Raw genomic sequence first — 17,865 nt, 5'->3', positions numbered from 1 at the left:
GTGAAAAAAACGGATAAAAAGAGATTAATAGCCAATTTATTCAAAGCGCGTTTTCCTTTTCTGTATTTATCAACATGGGAAGAGGACAGGGCGCTTTCGTTAATTCATTCAATTGCTTCTGATCGGGAATTAATTAAAACGCAGAGAAAAGTCATTACGTGGAAAGTAACAAAAGGGTTTTCTGGGGAGGAAGAAACTCAAAAAGCAGATACTAAATCTGCTCTAAAGGCATTGGAATATATCGAGAATTATTCAGAACCAGCTATATTTGTTTTACAAGACTTTCATATTTATTTTGGAGACGAAGGACGTCTTCCAGATTATCAAATCATACGTAAGTTAAGAGATATATGCTCGAGTTTAAAACAGAGTCCTAATCCCAAAAACGTTGTTTTTCTTTCTCCTGTATTAAGGTTGCCACTTGATCTTGAAAAAGATATTACAATTGTTGACTTTGACTTACCTACTTTTAAAGAAATTAAGCAAAGTTTGGATGAAATGATTGAAGTGAATAAAACGAGTGGACGTATTGAAATTAATTTAAATGATGACGAAAAAGAAAAATTGGTAAAAGCAGCATTGGGACTTACATTATCTGAGGCTGAAAATGCTTTTGCTAGAGCGATGGTAGAAGATGGAAAGCTATCAATTGATGATGTAGATGTTATTTTGGAAGAAAAAGAGCAGATAATTAAAAAAACGGGCATTCTTGAATTTGTTAATAGCAGTTTAGACATGAAAGACGTTGGAGGACTTGAAAATTTAAAGCGGTGGCTTCGAAAGAGAAATAAATCTTGGATGGAGTCCGCACAAATTTATGGCTTGCCTTCTCCAAAAGGTGTGCTGATTACAGGTGTACCTGGGTGTGGAAAGAGTTTAATTAGTAAATCCATTAGTGAAATGTGGCAACTTCCGCTGTTAAGACTAGATATTGGAAAAATATTTAGCGGCATTGTTGGAAGTAGTGAAGAGAATATGCGAAAAGCTATAAAAACTGCTGAGGCAATTGCGCCTTCTATTTTATGGATTGATGAGATCGAAAAAGGTTTCAGTGGATTAAGTTCATCTGGGGATAGTGGAACGACTTCCCGTATTTTTGGTCATTTTTTAACATGGATGCAAGAAAAGGAAAAGCCTGTATTCGTCATCGCAACAGCTAATAATATTGCGAGCTTGCCACCAGAAATGCTACGTAAAGGAAGATTTGATGAAATTTTCTTCGTAGATTTGCCAACTCATCGAGAGAGAGTTGAGATTTTTAGATTGCACTTAAAAAAAAGATTAAAGGAACCAACTGTTTCTGGTAACTTTGAAATAACTGAAGAGACTTTGAATCAACTTGCAGAATTAACTGAGGGGTTTGTTGGTGCAGAGATTGAACAAGTCGTGATTAATGGTCTATTTGAAGCATTTTACGATGAAAGAAGTGTGGTTTTTGCTGATTTTGAAAAAACATCTAAGCAAATTGTCCCATTATCAGTTACCCAGGCAGAGCAAATTAAAAGAATTCGTGATTGGGCTAATGTAAGAGCAGTAGCCGCAACACCACAGGAAGATCGAGCAGAATACCAGGAAAATGACGAGAGTGTTACTATTAACGATAATCATGATATTAAAAAATCACGTGGTGGACGCACGATTGACTTTTAATAAGTTCAAATGAAAGGTAGATGGTAAGGTGAGTATCGAATTAGTACTCATACCTGTAGGAATTGCTGTTGCCCAATCTGTCGGTTCTATGATTGAGAAACACAAGCAAGGTGGGAATACATATAAAATCCAAACAGTTATGAAACGTCAACATTTATTACAGAAGGCCATTGAACAATATGGGTGCAATGTACATGAAATAAATCAACAAAACTATCAAACTGAGATAGGAGATATTAAGATTTATTTTCAACAAAACGAACACGATATTTTTGAAGCTGTATTTGATGAAAGTGTAGAACAACAAGATGCGCTGGAATTTCTCGAAAACTTACACTCAGAATATAAGTACTTGATTCAGCAAGAAACATACAAGAAACTAATACAGCAAGCTAGTCAAAAAGGGTTAGAGCTAGAATCAGAAGAAGTTCAGCAAGATCGCTCAATCTTACTAACCTTTAATGTAAACACAATTGGTAGGTGAGAATATGGAAGATAAACAGATTAAAATAAAAATAACTGAAGATGGCAATATCTTTGCAGAGACAGTTGGAATTAAAGGGAAAGAATGTCTTCAATATATTGAACTTCTTGAAGAATTACTTGATGCAGAATCAATTGATTCAGGTTTTACTCAGGAATACTATGAAGCTGATATACAAACAATTTACCAAAATAAGCAGATTTTAAAGGGGGAATAATGGATGGCTCAAATTACCGAAAAAGGGAAAGGGTGGGAATTTAGACACTCAATCTGGATGTTATGGGCAATCCTAACGTTTGGAGCATTGAACTATATTTCATTCTATTATATTTCTTATAAAGTAAAACAGAGAAAATGGTTTATTGCGGGCATTATTTATTCAATTTTATTTATATTAGTTATGGTTGTATCAGAATCGTTTCCAACTGAACATTGGGTTTATGATGTAACATTAGGTGCTTATCTATTAGGATGGATTGCTTCCATTGTTCATGTATTTAAAATAAGACCAGAGTATTTATTAAGACTTGAAGCAAAAATCTCCTCTGGGCATAAAGCAAAAGAAATTGAATCCCTTAAACAAAAAATTGCACAAGAATATGGGACAACAACAGCTAGTGAAAAAAGGGACAACACAAATTCTACTGTTCTTCATGAACAACAAAAAATGGTAAATAAAGAAACTTCCTCAAAAATTCAAATTGTAGATATTAACACTGCGTCTGAACAAGAAATTGCAAAAGTACCTGGAATAGGCACTATTTATGCTAAAAAAGTAGTATTGGTAAGAAGCCAAGAAAACGGATTTCAATCATTTGATCATTTTGTTGAAGTTCTATCAGTTAAACCACATCTTATTGAAAAAATTAAACCACACTTGAAGTTTCCCGAAACCCATAGTATACAACCAGCAAAAAAATCAGAAGGTAGAATAGTTGATTTCTAATGAAACTAATCATTCACCGTTTTTTGCCATTAACAACTGTCGAGGGACCAGGAAAAAGGTTTTGTTTATGGGTACAAGGCTGTTCTATCCATTGTGAAGGATGTGGCGTTCCTTGGACATGGTCTAAGAAGAACGGGACAACAATAACTGTTGAAGAACTTTTTCTGGAAATTAAGAAAAGTAAACTAGAAAATAATATTGAGGGTGTAACATTTCTTGGTGGGGAACCTTTTGATCAGGCGGAACCACTAGGAAAGCTTGCACAAAAGGTAAAGGAACTAGGGTTAACGGTGATGACGTTTTCGGGTTACCTATATGAAAATCTACAAATAAGGAAAGAATGCCAAGACTTGCTTACCTCAACAGATTTATTGATTGACGGACCATTTATAAAGGATCAGTTAGATTTAAGTCGTCCATGGGTAGGTTCGTCCAATCAAAGGTATCACTTCTTAACAACTTCCTATAAACATCTTGAAGATCAATTACACACAATAGAAAATAAAATTGAAGTTCGTATAAGTAACGATGGATTTGTTTCTATAAATGGAATGGCAACACAGCAAACACTAAATGAGTTATTTAACCGGAATGAGTTTAAAAATATTAAGGTAACGAAATAAAGAATTTGATTTTAAAGCATAAATGTATGCTTAACCAATATAAAAAGAATACAAACGACATAGCAGCAGATACTATGTCGTTTGTTAGTTAAGCCTTCCTCTTTTTTATCCTACCTATACCAAGCTGTTTCGCTTCTTCACTTAAAGCCTTCAATAAGCTGATGGCCATCAAAGCGATAATAATTGAAAATGGTAAAGCGGCGATGATCATCATATTTTGTAATGCTTGAAGACCTCCTGTATATAAAAGCGCAAGTGCAATGGCAGAAAGTAAGATTCCCCATGTAAATTTCACCTTTTTTCCAGGTGAGTGTGAACCATTTGTTGTCATCATTCCTAGCACATAAGTCCCTGAATCGGCAGAAGTAATGAAAAATGACCCAATAAGCACCATGGCTGTAAAGGATGTAACTAGTGAAAATGGATAATTAGAAAAAACTCCAAATAACGATTCTTCGGCAGATAAACTCGATATTTGTGCAATTCCATTATGTTCAAGTGCAATAGCAGATCCTCCAAAAACTGAGAACCAGACAAAAACAATGATTGTAGGTACTAGCAGTACATAGAAAACAAATTCCCTAATACTCCTTCCTCTTGAAACTCGGGCAATAAAGACTCCTACAAAAGGTGACCATGCAATCCACCAGGACCAATAAAAAATGGTCCACCCATTAATCCATCCACGAATATCCTCGTTTAATGGGGCAATTCTAAAGCTCATTTGTGGTAATGTTTGAATATAGGTCCCAATCGTATCAGTAAGCAAGTTCAAGATAAATAACGTTGGACCGAAGATAAACATGAGTAGCAATAGAGTAGCGGCTAAAATCATATTTGTGTTACTTAATATTTTGATTCCCTTACCTAAACCAGACATTGCAGAAACTAAAAAGAGAACCGTAACAATAGCAATAATTAAAAATTGTACCCCAACCGTTTTAGGTACTTGAAAAAGATAAGCCAAGCCACCATTAATTTGTACCGCTCCGAATCCAAGTGAGGCCGCCACACCAAGAACAGTTGCCAAGACAGCAAAGGTGTCAATAGCTTTTCCTGTTTTACCGTTTATCTTTTCACCGAAAATGGGCTCTAAAGTTGCACTTATTAAACTCAATTTCTTGTGTCTAAAATGAAAATAAGCAATGGATAGTGCAACTATGGCATATATGCTCCAAGCATGGATACCCCAATGAAAAAAAGTAAAACGAAGAGCATCTTTAATGGCTTGATTTGTCCCAACTTCACCAGTAGGAGAACTTATCGCATAATGGCTAATGGGTTCTGATGTTCCATAAAACACAAGCCCGATCCCCATACCGGCACTAAACAACATGGCAATCCAGGTGGGAGTAGAAAACTCAGGCTTTTCATCTTGGTTACCAAGCTTAATTCGTCCAACTGGTGAAATAAGTAAATATAGACAGATAACAAGAACGATCGTGACTAGTATTAGATAATACCATCCAAATGCATCAGAAAAGAAACCCTGAATATTCGACGTAATTTGTTCTAATTGATTAGGAATAATAACACCAGCAATAACAACCAAAGAAAGAACAACTAGAGAAATGTAAAATACGATATAACGTTGCTTCATCAAAGTACCCTCCCACATGTGTTAACGACATCTTCTAGTATCTACCTTTTTCCCTTGTTTAATGTAGGAATGATCTAAATATTGGACACAAAAAGATAAAGCTCCTAAGCTTTATGAGTAATAGGGTGAGTAAAAGAGTGGTTCACTCATAAGGAATTCGTCCTTGTAATGAAAGGATAATTACCGTCACATGAAGAATTACTTCAGTTGGAGGTGGTTTTATGGAACCCAAATGGCTTGAATGGGCTAAACAGCTACAAGCAATATCACAGGCAGGTTTAACATATTCAAAAGATATTTATGACTTAGAGAGGTTTGAATTAATAAGAAAAATCAGCATTGAAATCCTGTCACAGCATACTGATGTAGATCAAGAGATGATAAAACACCTATTTGCTAATGAAACAGGTTATGCTACTCCCAAAGTAGACATAAGAGGTGTTGTTTTCAAAGATCATAAAATTTTAATGGTAAAAGAAAATACAGATGGAGGTTGGTCATTACCAGGTGGTTGGGGTGATATAGGCTTATCACCAAGCGAGGTTGTCGTAAAAGAAGTAAAAGAAGAATCTGGATTTGATGTGAAAGCAGTCAAGCTAATTGGTATTCTCGATAAGAAATGTCACCCACATCCTCCATCACCATATCACGTCTATAAAATCTTCATACTATGTGAAATCATTGGTGGACAAGCAAAAGAAGGAATAGAAACAAGTGCTGTGGAATTTTTTGCTAAGGATCAACTGCCTCAACTTTCGGAGGAACGAATCACAAAATCACAAATTCAATTGGCCTTTAAACATCTGTATCATTCACAAGAACCTGCTGCTTTTGATTGAGTCAACGTAAGCCGTAAGGTGAAAAGATAAAAAGGGAAACCTGAGTTATTATAGGTTTCCCTTATTATCTTTTCTAACCATAAATAGTATGGAGATAATCAGTAGCTAACTTCTTTTTCAACCTTTTAAAAATACAGTTGACATCTTTTGGAATTAATAAATATAATAAAAGCGTACTATTGAGTATATTTTTGTTATATTGGGAAAGGGGAGGTTATTTGAACTCGCAAGACAGAATCATAAAAGCTTCATACGATTTAGCTATGCAATATCCGGTTGATAAAATAACGTTTGCCAAAATAGCCGATGCAGCCGATGTACATTGGACAACAGTGAAACGATATTTTGGAAGCAAAGACGAAATGAAAAAGGTACTAATGAATGATAATTTAGATCGTAATGGTATAACGCATCAGGATACTCGTACCAAAATATTAGAATCAGCAAGCGTCATTTTTGCGAAGCATGGGTATGAGGGAGCTACCTTGGATCAAGTGGTAGAACATGCTGGCATGACAAAGGGAGCTGTATACTGGCACTTTTCTAGTAAGGCTAATCTATTCTACGAGTTAACAAATAAGAGCCTAAAACAATTATTAAATGGGTTACCCGAGAGCTTACACGCCGTTTTTCATTCTGTTGAGCCTAAAGAAGCAATGAAAAATCTATTGCTTATGCAGTTTAATGACTGTTTAGACGACGAAAAGAATAAACAGCCCTTATTGTTTTTTGAATTTATATCTAATCGCCGGGAATCGGGGATTAAAGATCAATTAGATCATTCTTTTAAACATTTGTTCCATGTAACTTCAAATATCCTTGAAGAGCTAAAACAAAAGAATCTACTCACTAAAAATATAGATTCAACATCCTTATCTATTGCTTTACATGCATTAATTAATGGCTTAGTCCTTATGCGGATTATATCACCTAGTAGTGTTTCCTTAACAAATATCGTTGATGATGTATCAAAATTAATTTGGGACGGAATTAAGCCAGACTTATACCCGTGAGAAATCGGGTTTTTTTACGAATATAACATACTTTAGAGTATGCGTTTGTTACATTTCTGGAGGTGTAATCGTTGATTAAGAAGGGGAGGAAAAAAATGGTTCTACTAGTATTGGGAAGTTCTTTTTTGTTAGTTATGACTTTATTTTTATACAACCAAATTCAGTTTCATAGGATGGAAAGCAAGTATCCACCAAAGGGGAATTTTGTAGAAGTGGATGGCATAAAACTCCACTATATAAACAGAGGAACTGGTAAACCAATCGTTTTTTTGCATGGAGGTGTTTTATCTAGCGAGGATTTTTCGGAAGTAATTGAACTTGCCGCAACTAAAGGGTACCATGCAATTGCATTTGATCGACCAGGTTATGGACATAGTGAAAGACCAAAAGGAAAAGAAGTAACCCCTATTACTCAAGCAAATCTTATTCACCAAGCACTAAAGAAATTAAAAATACAAGAACCGATTATTTTAGTTGGTCATTCATGGAGTGGAACGATGACAATGTCATATGCCTTTCAATATCCAGAGCATGTCTCAGGTTTAATTACCTTGGGAGGTGCGATGTATAAAGAGGGATATCCAGCAGAAAATGGAGATCTGTTATCAAAAGTTATTACAACCCCAGTAATTGGTGATTTAATCATGAATACTTTATTGGCTACACCACTTGGCACTTCAATGGGGAAAACTACAACTGAAGCTACATTTGCTCCTGAAAATATACCAGAAGGCTATCAAGAAAAACTTATAGCATTATGGGGAAGACCCAATCAATTTAAAGCAAATAGAGAAGATATTTTAGCTTTTCCTGAAACATCTAAAATCGTAAGTAGACACTACCCTGAAATTGAAACCCCCACGATTATACTAGTTGGTGAGAACGACCCGTTTGGTACACTAGAAATGGGCAGAAGATTAGAAGCTGATTTACCCAATTCTAAACTTATTACGTTACCAAACGTTGCTCATATGATTCCTGAAAATCACCCAGAAGAGGTGATAAAAGCAATTGGAGAATTGGAATTATTAATTACTAAATGATGATGAAATCTGGTTGCTTTTCACTTCTTGGATTAAATGTCAAAGCTTACCATTATAGATTTTAAGCAGAAAATATGGCTTAGGATTTGGAAAAATATAGAACTTTGTGGAATCGGAGATAAACTTCGAAAAATCGAAGATAAAACTCGATAATCGAAGATAAACCCTTCAGAATCGAAGATAAAACACCAGAAATCGCAGATAAACATTGTCAAACAGTAAAAGCTGGTCTTTTTTTGGCCATAAAGAGGCTATATTAATACAGGTTTATACTATTTCTTTTAAAAAATGTAACTACGAAGCAAGAAATTAACCTATATTTGTAATAAGAATAGGGGAATCCGATGATAAATCTATTAATTGGAATACTTTTTTCATTAGCTGGCATTTTAATCATCATTTCAGCAATCTTACATTACAAACCGGAAACCCATAGAAAAGAGTGGCAGAAAGATGATTGGATTAACCATGACAAGTTTTACTCATGGGTACTATGGGACATCAAGCTCCTTCATAAGCTCTTAAACAAGTCCTTTATCTTAACCAAGGTGTTACTAATACTTATTGGCATTTTGATTCTTGCCATTGGTTTGTTAGGTTTATGGATCTATTTTGGATAGGAGCCGCTAACTGAAAAAACACCCAAACACAAGGATTTAACTTGTCTTTGGGTGTTTCCATGTCTTTCTTACCTTACCTCATTAATACCAAATCCGTATGATACTCTTTTGTCCCCAACATGTCCTTAAAATTTTCAATTAAAACTCTATCCATCTTTATCAACTGATCTTCACTGGTATAGTAATAAATCTCAAAATGCTTCTCTAAAAATAATAAAAAATCCTCAATATCTGTGCCTGACTTTCGAATATAGTGGCTATCGAATTCGATAAACCCAAGACAGGATTTGCTTTCTTGTATAAGGCGCTCCATGCCATTTAACACAAATGCTTCAAAGCCTTCAACATCTACTTTAAATAATACACGTTCCTGAAGTAGTTCATGATCAGTGAATAGGGAGTCGACCTTTATTGAGTCGATCGTTTGTCTTTCAATGGCTTTATTCATTTTCCTTGTTACACCTGAAGATGTTCCTGACCACATCGAATTAACATAAAAGGATTGTTTTGGTTTAGTTTGATCTGAAGCAAGGGCATGAATGATCTTTATTTGATCCTTGTTTTTATGCTCATCCCTAGAACACTCAATAAAGGGAATTAACCTCTCGTTTGCTTCAAATCCATATATTTTCACTTCTTTATCATAATTTGTTGAGAAAATACACTCTCCATAATTAACTCCAACATCTAACACAATGGTTGGTTTGAAATTCACAACAGCTTCTTTCCAAAAGCTAGTTAATCTAGTTTGAGTTTCACCGTTTTTTAATAATAACGCTCGTCCTCTATTTTCAGCGGAATTAATATACAACGAATTTTCCGTGCTTAAAGCAATTTTATTGGGAATTCGATCTCGATGAATGGTTTTGTATTTGATCAGAAGCCCAACATTGATTAAATATTTCCACGTTTTTGGGTACTTATCTAAGAACTTCATAAATAATGGCTTTGGCAACAATTCCACAACATGATCCTCCCTAAATTCATCTAATCAGCTATTCTCTTAATCATATAAAATGAATTTTAATGTATTGTAAATTTGGAACTAAAGATTATTAAGATTAAGTAGAAAAGGAACGTTTTATGCGGCTTTTTGTCATAGTGAAACAAATTTGATAGTATAACTTTTGTCTCCAGTCATTATTCCAATAGTGCATAATGAAGAAGGTTCTTACTTTAAAATTAAAAGGATTTTTAAAAATATTTTCAAAAAGTTAAGCCAAATCACATTTTAATGTGTCTAATAGATATACGAAATAAAAGGAAAGAGGATGAATCTTGATGATTAGGTTGGTTCACAAGGCTCAAAAGGGTAATGATAAAGCGTTTTTAAAGCTTTTTCAGCAATATGAAGAAGATATTTACCGAATGGCCTATGTATATGTAAAAAATGAGAGCGATGCTTTGGATGTTGTGCAGGAAGTTGCTTATCGATCATTCAAAAAGATCAACACTCTGAAAAGTCCAGAGTACTTCAAAACATGGTTAATACGCATTGCTATAACTTGTTCATTGGATTTAATGCGTAAAAATAAAAAGGTAGTTCACTTGAAACCTGAGTATCAAGAAAGGATTGGGTTAGAGGAAGAAGATGTTCCGCTTTCGATCACATTGGAGGAATTACTAGAGCAGCTGAATGAGCATGAAAGAAGTATTGTGTTGCTTAAGTTTTATGAAGGATATTCGTTTAAAGAAATTTCAGAGCTCGTAGACATGCCATTAGGTTCGGTGAAATCTGTGCTATATCGTGCACTTGCAAAACTTCGTAAAGAATTCAAGGAGGCTGACTTTTATGAGTAATATCAAGCATGAGATCGAAAAAATAAAGATTCCAAAGAACTTACATGAACGAACTAAGCTTGGTGTAAAACAAGTGAAGCAAGAGCAAAAAGGGAAAAGTATTGTAAAGCGTTCATTAGCTGCAGCAGCAATTTTAATAGGAATAGCGGGATTATCATTTACACCTGTAGGAGCAGCCGTTAAAGAGGCTTATGATAAAATTTTTGAAAGTGAAAAAATTGATGATCCAGGGTTAAAAGCAGTACTAAAGGATGGACACGGCCAAGCCATTACTCAAACATACTTTGATAAGAAACATGATATAACGGTTCATTTTGAAAATGTAATAACAGATAACAAAGAAACAAAGCTTTTAGTAACATTTGAAAGTGACACAAAAAATTTAAAAAACTATGCGATTGATCTTTTTGAAGGCTTTAGTAAAATGTATGTCGTTACAGCTGGTGGAGAAAGAAAGGAACTAGATAATATCGGATGGGGAAGCAGGCATTATGATAAAAAAGAAAACAAAGTAATTACTGCATTATCATTTGATTCCATTAAAGAATATGAAGGTCAAGCCATTCGTTTAGAAATAGAAAACATCACAATCTGGTCCTATCAAAAGACGGAAAAGATGAAAACAGTATGGCCAGTCGCCTTCACACTTGATAAATCGTATATATCAGATGTTGAAACGGTTGCCCTAAACAAAGAATTCTCGTATAAAAATGAAACATACACCATTCAGAAAGTTGAATACTCTGAACTAGAAACAAGATTAGTTATTACTGGAACTGACATGATTTATATAGATCAATTTGGTGATAAATATCAAATGAAGAGTAAACTTGAGCATCAATTCTTAAACGCAAGGCAAATCAATCGAGGCTCTGGATATACGGTTGCTGAAGGAAAATCAGGTGTTTTCTTGCGTGCATCAGGTGAAAGAATTGATCCGAACTTTAGTAAGGGAGAAGTAGACAGCGAACTTGGTACCTTTTACATGATCTTTGCACCAGTTGAAGATCGCTCAAATGTGGTGCTGGAGATTGGGGAAGATTTGAAAGTTTCTTTAAATAAATAAACTAAAACTATTAAATAAGCGTTGATTCAAGGGATTAACGTTTATTTTAGTGGAGTTTTAAGAAATATGGTTTATAGAATAATAATTTCTATTTCTAGCTACCCTAATTCTTCATCAAATAACTTAGTATAAGGATATTTTCATTTAATCCGTCTCACTCACATCATTGATCTCTACGAATATGAATAACGCATTATTCATTTGATGTATGATACACAATGTTTCCATGCTCTGCTTTGAAAAACTCTTTGTTAGCATCTTGATCTGGAATTGAACGAATAGGTGCAACCTCGTCTACAATCTTTTTAACTATCTTTTTCATGAAAATTAAGGATTGATACTAAAACAAATTGATTAGGAAATAAATCTCTAACTTCCTGCCACTTCATATTTCATCACTCCTTTTTTCTTTATTATAATCGATGACGAATTATTGGTCATCTATCTAAATTTAAATAATGACTCATATATTATATTAAATTGACTAACTCTTAATCGAATAATTTAATTATGATAAATCTTTGAGGAATTAATTATGAAATCACAAAAAGGTGAATGCAAAATTCATCATTTCAAAGGAAGAAAATACGAGGAGGATCATAGTTCCATTGTTTAACTATATCAAACCAGCAGGTGCACTCTTTCAAAGAGAATCATGCACCCTTGCTGATTATGAAATCACTTTTGAGCAGTAGAAATAGCCATAGAATGTTCTCTATTTATCGTGTTTCTTGTTAAAGAAAAAACAGCACATAGTAAGGAAATCAGCACAATGCCTCCACCAAACCATGCAGTATGTGCAACAGTACCTGAATAACTTAACACCCCTCCACCAAATGCGGAGCCAAGTGAAATACCGACTTGTAAGGCAGAGTTATTAAAGCTTTGCTGTATGTCAGATGTCGCTGGATCAGTTTGAATCAAGTAACTTTGTTGTGGTGGTGCTAAACTCCAGCTTAAAGCTGCCCAAATCATCATAACTGGTATGAAAAGGACAAGTGAAAAAGTAGAAAAAGGTAGGACAAATAAGATAATGGCAAATGAACTAATAACAACGATGATGCTTTTACTAGCACCGATTGAATCCGAAAGAATCCCTCCGAATGCACCACCACTGACTGCTGCAATACCAAATAATAGATAGCAAATACTAATCATACCATAATCCAGGTGAAGCTCTGTTTCTAAAAATGGCGTAAAATAGGCATAAAGAGTATAGTGTCCTGCTAGCATAAACATGGTAGCAAGATGTGCACTCCCGATCTTCATGCTGGCTACTGCTTTTAATTGCTGTGATAATGGGATGCTGCTTTCACCAGGAATTCGCTCTAGAAAGAGTGAGATAAGAATAATTGATCCTATTGATAAAACAGCAATAGCTAGGAAAATAAAACGCCAGCCAAATGTGTTGGATATCATAATTCCAAGTGGCACACCCATAACAAGTGATGAGCTAATCCCCATATAAATCAGTCCTAAGGCTTTTGCTCGATGTGTTGCTGCAACAATTTTAGCCGCAATCGTTAAGGAAAGCACAACAATAAGCGCTGTACTCATGGCCGTAAGAACCCTAGCGACCATCATAAACGTAAAGCTATAACTAAAATAGGTCATCATATTACCTATAAAGAAAACAAATAATGATGCAAGATATACCTTTTTTCGCTCCATTTTACTCGTAATCACAAGTAAAACAGGGCCTGAAACAGCATAAATGAGGGCAAAAACAGTAATAAGTTGACCAGCACTACTTAACGATATATTAAAATCGTTCGCGATCGTTGGCAGTATTCCACCTACAATTAATTCAACTAAGCCAACCGCAATCGTTGATAAAGCAAGAATAAACACTCTGAAATTCATCGTTTATTGACCGTCCTTTCCAAATTTGAGTAAGTTTCAGAAAAATAAAAAAATCCTGATTACAGAAAACGAAAAAATTCATTTTTCTGTAATCAGGATTTTAAGGTTCCTGGTAGAGACCCTCAAGCCATATTCTTGAGGTTATACAGTTATATTAAATTTAGTTCTTAAACCACTTTGATGAGTTTACTAGATTTTCTATTTTTTTTCAAGTCTTAAAAAACACGTTACTTTAAATGTGCTAGTATAATCATAGAAAATAAAATGGTAAGGAGTGGGATAGATTGATCAATTATCATGGTAAAAAATTTGTTTCGGTTAACAATACTGCTAACGGTGAGGTGTCTTCAGAAACTTTTTTTAACTATAAACAAGACGGAAAGATCATTTCAGCTTCCTATCAAGGTGGGGAAATTGTAAAAGGAACACTCATTGGGATAGTCAATGATAATGGAAGCTTAGAATTTAGATATAACCACGTTAATGTTCATAATGAACTTAGAGGTGGCATGTGTAAGTCAACTCCAGAAATCTTAGCTGATGGAAGAATTAGGTTACACGAGAGATGGAAATGGACCGATGCAGATCAAAGTGAGGGAGAATCTATTATTGAAGAGGTTTTATAATTAAGTTAAAAGTTGCGTCTCACTATTAAAATATACGATACTAGTAGGAAATGAAGCTAGGGAGGAAAGTACATGCTTTTTATTGATAATAAAGGAATAACAGACCCAAGAATAAATCTAGCAATTGAGGAATACGCAGTAAAACATTTAGATCCAAACGAAACCTATCTGTTGTTCTACATAAATGAACCATCGATTATTATCGGGAAAAATCAAAATACAATCGAGGAAATTAATACTTCTTATGTTGAAGAAAACAATATCCATGTGGTTAGAAGGCTGTCAGGTGGTGGAGCCGTTTACCATGACGAAGGGAATCTGAATTTTAGTTTTATTACGAAGGATGATGGAGACAGTTTTCATAACTTCAAAAAGTTCACGGAGCCTGTTGTACAAGCACTTGAAAAGCTTGGAGTAAAAGCAGAATTGAGCGGAAGAAACGATATCATTGCTAGTGACGGTCGCAAGATTTCCGGTAATGCTCAATTTTCAACAAAAGGAAGAATGTTTTCTCACGGGACATTGTTATTTGATTCAGAAATTGATAGCGTTGTGGCTGCATTAAAAGTGAGGAAAGATAAAATTGAATCAAAAGGCATTAAATCAATTAGAAGTCGAGTTGCCAATATTAGCGAATATCTAAACGAACAGATTACAATTGAGCAATTTAGAGAGCTTTTGCTGCGCTATATATTTGACGGAACTGATTCAATACTAACCTATGATCTCAAAGAAGAAGACTGGAAAAAGATTAACGAAATATCAAAAGAGCGTTATCAAAACTGGGATTGGAATTACGGAAAATCACCGAAATTTAACTACCAGCACTCACACAGATTTCCAGTCGGACAAATTGATTTACGCCTTGAAGTTCAAAAGGGCATCGTGAAAAATTGCAAAATCTATGGAGACTTTTTCGGCGCAGGAGATGTTGAAGAAGTGGAGAATGCTTTAATTGGTGCACGTTATGAAAAAGAAGCAATTGAAAAAGTAATTGAACATATCGATGTAAAAAAATACTTTGGAAATATTGAAAGTGCTGATTTGGTTAGTTTATTTTATTAACATGAATGAACACGCTAAAAATGGAATACGAAATGACCATCAAAATGTACATTGTTTTGATGGTTTTTTGTTTATTTGGAGGATTTTACTTTACGAATGCTTTTCACACTTTTCAACTTAAAAAAGATACAGTAGTGGAAGAATATTGAAATTCACGCTAGTTTTAGTGTGAATTTAACCATTTATTGGAACTTGCGCATGATATTAAACTGCTTATCTGATAAAAAGCATACGCATTCCTTATTTACGAATGCTTTTCTTACTGTTTAACTTAAAAAAGATACGGTAGTGGAAGAATATTGAAATTTACGCTAGTTTCAGTATGAATTTAACCATCTATTGGAATTCACGCATGATATTAAACTGCTTATCTGATAAAAAGGATACGCATTCCTTATTTACGAATGCTTTTCTAACTTTTTAACTTAAAAAAGATACGGTAGTGGAAGAATATTGAAATTTACGCTAGTTTTAGTGTGAATTTAACCATTTATTGGAACTTGCGTATGATATTAAACTGCTTATCTGATAAAAAGCATACGCATTCCATATTTACGAATGCTTTTCTAACTTTTTACCTTAAAAAAGGTACGGTAGTGGAAGAATATTGAAAATTTACGCTAGTTTTAGTATAAATTTAACCATTTATTGGAACTTGCGCATGATATTAAACTGCCTATCTCTTAAAAAGCATACGCATTCCTTATTTACGAATGCTTTTCTTACTTTTTAACTTAAAAAAGATACGGTAGTGGAAGAATATTGAAGTTTACGCTAGTTTTAGTATGGATTTAACCATTTATTGGAACTTGCGCATGATATTAAACTGCCTATCTCTTAAAAAGCATACGCATTCCTTATTTACGAATGCATGTCACACTTTTTACTTCAAAAAAGATACGCAAGTGGAAAATTATTGATATTTTAATATCGGTTATTGCCTATCTGTTTAATAGCAAACACATTCCTTTTTGCATATGTAGTTATCACATTTCACTAAAAAATATATTAATGCTGAAGATCTTAAAATCGCACATTATTAATCAATGCTATAAGCTTTGCATTTTAAAGTTTATCTATAACAAACGGAACTCGTTACATTTTCTCATCTCTTTTTAAAAATTGTAGGTACTAAGTAAGGGTGGGCCTGTCCAATATGCAGTATAATTGTATGAAAATTCATAATATTAATGCTCGATAAGCTTGGTCATGATACAATTACAATTGACATCCATTCCATATTTATCCTAATTTTCCAAGGGGGAGTTTCTTCCGTTTCGAAATACAAGCCTTACCAGTCATCTTGTAACTGTGTAGGGCTATTTTTGTAAAAAGGAGGTGGTAATCGTGTTGGAGTGGTTAGAGCTGCTTCTCAAATTGTTAGTTGCTGCTGCCACACTTTTCTCTTCCATCACACTAGGGTTGAAAAATTTAAATGACTTAAAAAAGAAATCAAAAAAGAAAAGACGCCTCCTATAAGGAAGACGTCAATAAACAGTGCTTACAACTAAATTATAATACAAATCATAACAAAAGGTACGGAAAAAATAAATAGAAACAGATGTTTCCTTAGGAATATAAGGAAGTGTGGAATGGTGTCACATTTAAAAAAAGGAGGAATCACAATGAGTAAAGTTGGATTAATTCCTTTCACCATACAAACTGTATTAAAAGAAACAAAAATTATTCCACCGGGTATTGAATTAATTGGTGCTCCTACTGCTTGGGAGCAAGGTTATTTTGGTCATGGAAATGTAATAGCTGTTCTTGATACAGGATGTGATTCCAGTCATTTCGAGCTTCAAAATCAAGTTATTGATGGTTATAATTTTACAACAGATGATGAAGGAGACCCTAAAAACATAAAAGATTATAATGGCCATGGTACTCATGTATGTGGAACGATTTGTGCGGAAGAAAACGATCGAGGTGTAGTTGGTGTTGCACCTAAAGCAATGCTCCTTGTTTTGAAGGTGCTCTCAGGCCAAGGCTATGGAGAAACAAAATGGGTGACAGACGGCATTCGTTATGCGACAAAATGGCGTGGACCTAATGGTGAGCGTGTAAGAGTCATCAGCATGTCATTAGGTGGGAGAGAGGATGATCATGATCTTCATAAAGCAGTTCAGGAGGCAATCAACCAAGAAATTCTTGTTGTTTGTGCTGCCGGCAATGAAGGGGATGGAAGCTATGAGACTGATGAGTTTGCCTACCCAGGTGCATATCCAGAAGTTGTACAAGTAGGTTCAGTGAATTTGCAAAAGGAAATTTCAGATTTTAGTAATACAAATAGAGCGATTGATCTCGTTGCCCCTGGTGAAGAAATTCTATCAACCTATCTTAATAACGAATTTGCCGTCTTATCAGGAACTTCAATGGCAACCCCACATGTTTCCGGAGCTGTTGCTCTTATCATTGAACAATGTGAAAAAGAGTTTGACCGTCCTCTAACAGAGGCTGAAATATACGCTCAACTGATAAAAAGAACTCTTTCTTTAAGTTATAGTCGACGTTATCAAGGGAACGGGATGTTGAATTTAACATTAGATTTAGGAACAGAAATAAAATCATTCCAAACAGCGGTTACTGAATAAAAAAACACCTAATAAATTTATATAGACTCCTTT

General features: G+C 34.5%; 18 protein-coding genes, 1 pseudogene and 1 riboswitch. Of the genes and pseudogenes, 15 read left to right on the top strand and 4 right to left on the bottom strand.

What is annotated here, in order from left to right:
- Genes D9842_RS07525 through D9842_RS07505 form a run of 5 tightly spaced genes read left to right on the top strand, consistent with a single transcriptional unit; the run spans nt 1 to nt 3,703 of the window.
- Nucleotides 1-1,650 carry an AAA family ATPase gene (locus D9842_RS07525; RefSeq protein WP_212138219.1) on the top strand — a complete coding sequence of 550 codons (1,650 nt, stop codon included), beginning with the start codon at nt 1-3 and terminating at the stop codon, nt 1,648-1,650.
- Nucleotides 1,651-1,678: 28 nt separating this feature from the next.
- Complete coding sequence (locus tag D9842_RS07520; protein WP_121661994.1) at nt 1,679-2,134, top strand: hypothetical protein; 456 nt, start codon at nt 1,679-1,681, stop codon at nt 2,132-2,134.
- A 4-nt stretch (nt 2,135-2,138) separates the two neighbouring features.
- Nucleotides 2,139-2,351: a DUF2997 domain-containing protein gene (locus D9842_RS07515; protein WP_121661993.1), complete on the top strand. Its 213-nt coding sequence runs from the start codon at nt 2,139-2,141 to the stop codon at nt 2,349-2,351.
- Nucleotides 2,352-2,354: 3 nt separating this feature from the next.
- Nucleotides 2,355-3,080 carry a ComEA family DNA-binding protein gene (locus tag D9842_RS07510; protein ID WP_121661992.1) on the top strand — a complete coding sequence of 242 codons (726 nt, stop codon included), beginning with the start codon at nt 2,355-2,357 and terminating at the stop codon, nt 3,078-3,080.
- A complete protein-coding gene (locus D9842_RS07505) occupies nt 3,080-3,703 on the top strand; it encodes a 4Fe-4S single cluster domain-containing protein (protein WP_121661991.1) in 624 nt (207 codons plus the stop codon). Before D9842_RS07510 ends, D9842_RS07505 begins: the two co-directional genes overlap by 1 nt.
- 88 nt (nt 3,704-3,791) lie before the next feature.
- On the opposite strand, the gene D9842_RS07500 is transcribed toward D9842_RS07505, so the two are convergent.
- Nucleotides 3,792-5,303, bottom strand: coding sequence for a glycine betaine uptake BCCT transporter (locus D9842_RS07500; RefSeq protein WP_121661990.1), 1,512 nt, complete (start codon nt 5,301-5,303; stop codon nt 3,792-3,794).
- 221 nt (nt 5,304-5,524) lie between these two features.
- Between D9842_RS07500 and D9842_RS07495 the strand changes: the two genes are divergently transcribed.
- The 4 genes from D9842_RS07495 (at nt 5,525) to D9842_RS07480 (ending at nt 8,818) form a co-directional block, all read left to right on the top strand.
- Nucleotides 5,525-6,142 (top strand): NUDIX hydrolase, encoded by a 618-nt coding sequence (locus D9842_RS07495; protein WP_121661989.1) that lies wholly within the window; start codon nt 5,525-5,527, stop codon nt 6,140-6,142.
- 218 nt (nt 6,143-6,360) lie between these two features.
- Nucleotides 6,361-7,155, top strand: coding sequence for a TetR/AcrR family transcriptional regulator (locus tag D9842_RS07490; protein ID WP_121661988.1), 795 nt, complete (start codon nt 6,361-6,363; stop codon nt 7,153-7,155).
- Nucleotides 7,156-7,250: 95 nt separating this feature from the next.
- Nucleotides 7,251-8,198, top strand: coding sequence for an alpha/beta fold hydrolase (locus tag D9842_RS07485; RefSeq protein ID WP_121661987.1), 948 nt, complete (start codon nt 7,251-7,253; stop codon nt 8,196-8,198).
- 344 nt (nt 8,199-8,542) lie between these two features.
- Nucleotides 8,543-8,818 (top strand): hypothetical protein, encoded by a 276-nt coding sequence (locus D9842_RS07480; RefSeq protein WP_121661986.1) that lies wholly within the window; start codon nt 8,543-8,545, stop codon nt 8,816-8,818.
- A gap of 73 nt (nt 8,819-8,891) precedes the next feature.
- Here the strand turns inward: D9842_RS07480 and D9842_RS07475 are convergent, their stop codons facing one another.
- The gene (locus D9842_RS07475) at nt 8,892-9,782 is read right to left on the bottom strand and encodes an FkbM family methyltransferase (RefSeq protein WP_121661985.1); all 891 of its coding nucleotides are present in this window, start codon (nt 9,780-9,782) and stop codon (nt 8,892-8,894) included.
- A gap of 317 nt (nt 9,783-10,099) precedes the next feature.
- Here D9842_RS07475 and D9842_RS07470 point away from each other — a divergent pair, with 317 nt between their 5' ends.
- Nucleotides 10,100-10,618 (top strand): sigma-70 family RNA polymerase sigma factor, encoded by a 519-nt coding sequence (locus D9842_RS07470; RefSeq protein ID WP_121661984.1) that lies wholly within the window; start codon nt 10,100-10,102, stop codon nt 10,616-10,618.
- Nucleotides 10,611-11,684, top strand: a complete 1,074-nt coding sequence (locus D9842_RS07465; protein ID WP_121661983.1) for a DUF4179 domain-containing protein — start codon at nt 10,611-10,613, stop codon at nt 11,682-11,684. Before D9842_RS07470 ends, D9842_RS07465 begins: the two co-directional genes overlap by 8 nt.
- Before the next feature lie 193 nt (nt 11,685-11,877).
- Here D9842_RS07465 and D9842_RS07460 read toward each other — a convergent pair.
- Nucleotides 11,878-12,073, bottom strand: a pseudogene (locus D9842_RS07460) (hypothetical protein).
- A gap of 289 nt (nt 12,074-12,362) precedes the next feature.
- On the bottom strand, nt 12,363-13,547 hold the full coding sequence (locus tag D9842_RS07455; protein WP_121661982.1) for an MFS transporter: 1,185 nt from the start codon (nt 13,545-13,547) through the stop codon (nt 12,363-12,365).
- Between the two features lie 69 nt (nt 13,548-13,616).
- A riboswitch (purine riboswitch) is annotated at nt 13,617-13,716 on the bottom strand.
- Between the two features lie 115 nt (nt 13,717-13,831).
- Here D9842_RS07455 and D9842_RS07450 point away from each other — a divergent pair.
- From D9842_RS07450 to D9842_RS07440, 4 genes are all read left to right on the top strand, one after another.
- Complete coding sequence (locus D9842_RS07450; protein WP_180320417.1) at nt 13,832-14,173, top strand: avidin-fold protein; 342 nt, start codon at nt 13,832-13,834, stop codon at nt 14,171-14,173.
- A 72-nt stretch (nt 14,174-14,245) separates the two neighbouring features.
- Nucleotides 14,246-15,238 (top strand): lipoate--protein ligase, encoded by a 993-nt coding sequence (locus D9842_RS07445; protein ID WP_121661981.1) that lies wholly within the window; start codon nt 14,246-14,248, stop codon nt 15,236-15,238.
- A 1,347-nt stretch (nt 15,239-16,585) separates the two neighbouring features.
- Nucleotides 16,586-16,717 carry a hypothetical protein gene (locus D9842_RS26260; protein ID WP_257536002.1) on the top strand — a complete coding sequence of 44 codons (132 nt, stop codon included), beginning with the start codon at nt 16,586-16,588 and terminating at the stop codon, nt 16,715-16,717.
- A 146-nt stretch (nt 16,718-16,863) separates the two neighbouring features.
- Nucleotides 16,864-17,832: a S8 family peptidase gene (locus D9842_RS07440; RefSeq protein WP_121661980.1), complete on the top strand. Its 969-nt coding sequence runs from the start codon at nt 16,864-16,866 to the stop codon at nt 17,830-17,832.
- Nucleotides 17,833-17,865 lie beyond the last annotated feature (33 nt).

The sequence above is a fragment of the Metabacillus litoralis genome (genome assembly GCF_003667825.1).
Lineage (GTDB): Bacteria > Bacillota > Bacilli > Bacillales > Bacillaceae > Metabacillus > Metabacillus litoralis_B.
The sequence above is the reverse complement of the archived record's forward strand: the minus strand, read 5'-3'. Positions and strand labels throughout refer to the sequence as shown.

Excerpts from the sequence above, each read along its gene's own strand:
- D9842_RS07515 (WP_121661993.1), top strand. The coding sequence starts at position 2,139 with ATGGAAGATAAACAGATTAAAATAAAAATAACTGAAGATGGCAATATC.
- D9842_RS07510 (WP_121661992.1), top strand. The coding sequence starts at position 2,355 with ATGGCTCAAATTACCGAAAAAGGGAAAGGGTGGGAATTTAGACACTCA.
- D9842_RS07505 (WP_121661991.1), top strand. The coding sequence starts at position 3,080 with ATGAAACTAATCATTCACCGTTTTTTGCCATTAACAACTGTCGAGGGA.
- D9842_RS07500 (WP_121661990.1), bottom strand. The coding sequence starts at position 5,303 with ATGAAGCAACGTTATATCGTATTTTACATTTCTCTAGTTGTTCTTTCT.
- D9842_RS07495 (WP_121661989.1), top strand. The coding sequence starts at position 5,525 with ATGGAACCCAAATGGCTTGAATGGGCTAAACAGCTACAAGCAATATCA.
- D9842_RS07485 (WP_121661987.1), top strand. The coding sequence starts at position 7,251 with ATGGTTCTACTAGTATTGGGAAGTTCTTTTTTGTTAGTTATGACTTTA.
- D9842_RS07480 (WP_121661986.1), top strand. The coding sequence starts at position 8,543 with ATGATAAATCTATTAATTGGAATACTTTTTTCATTAGCTGGCATTTTA.
- D9842_RS07470 (WP_121661984.1), top strand. The coding sequence starts at position 10,100 with ATGATTAGGTTGGTTCACAAGGCTCAAAAGGGTAATGATAAAGCGTTT.
- D9842_RS07465 (WP_121661983.1), top strand. The coding sequence starts at position 10,611 with ATGAGTAATATCAAGCATGAGATCGAAAAAATAAAGATTCCAAAGAAC.
- D9842_RS07455 (WP_121661982.1), bottom strand. The coding sequence starts at position 13,547 with ATGAATTTCAGAGTGTTTATTCTTGCTTTATCAACGATTGCGGTTGGC.
- D9842_RS07445 (WP_121661981.1), top strand. The coding sequence starts at position 14,246 with ATGCTTTTTATTGATAATAAAGGAATAACAGACCCAAGAATAAATCTA.
- D9842_RS07440 (WP_121661980.1), top strand. The coding sequence starts at position 16,864 with ATGAGTAAAGTTGGATTAATTCCTTTCACCATACAAACTGTATTAAAA.